Source organism: Kineococcus indalonis, assembly GCF_009906395.1.
Lineage (GTDB): Bacteria > Actinomycetota > Actinomycetes > Actinomycetales > Kineococcaceae > Kineococcus > Kineococcus indalonis.
The window spans coordinates 1-576 of the sequence record NZ_JAAALM010000983.1 but is presented as its reverse complement, the minus strand read 5'-3'; the positions used below and the strand labels follow the sequence as shown (position 1 = coordinate 576).

The 576-nt window shown below is 81.8% G+C and carries 1 protein-coding gene; it reads right to left on the bottom strand.

Going from position 1 to position 576, the window contains the following annotated elements; all coding sequences use genetic code 11:
* Nucleotides 1–576 (bottom strand): DUF4349 domain-containing protein (locus GTR00_RS22315; RefSeq protein WP_166613653.1); only part of this gene is annotated, 576 nt, incomplete at both ends.

The following is a 576-nucleotide window of genomic DNA, read 5'->3' as shown; positions in this document are numbered from 1 at the left end:
CGTCCCACCCGGCGGCCAGGCCGCCGGTGAACCCGGCGGGCGGGGCGGCGGCCGCCACCGCCGGCCCCTCGTGCAGCCCCACCTCCACGCTCGCCAGGGCCACCTGGTCGGCCAGCGTGCGCTGGCGGGCCTGCAGCGCCTCCAGGTCCGCCTGGCGGCGGGCGATCTCGCCCTCCAGCGCCAGCACGTCGGGGATCGTCGTGGCCTGCGGCAGGCGGGCGCGGAACGCGGCGAGCACCGCCCGGGCGGAGGTGACCCGGCTGCCGACGTCGGCGACCTCGGCGGTGACGTCGGTGGCGCTGGTGGTGCGCCCGGTCTGCCGGCCCAGGGCGGCCACGCCGTCGAGGACCTGCCCCAGGCGCTCCCCGGGCACCCGCAGCGTCAGCCGCGCCGACGCCGGTCCCTCCCCGCCGCCGGTGCTGCTCGCGGCGACGAGCCCGCCGGCGGCGGTGGCCAGCTCCGCGGTGCGGCGGGCGGCCGCGGCGGCGTCGCGGACCTCCACGTCGAGGGTGGCGGTGGAGACCACCGAGCGCCCGGCGGCCGCGTCCAGCGGGCCCGGCGCTCGGTGGTCTCCAC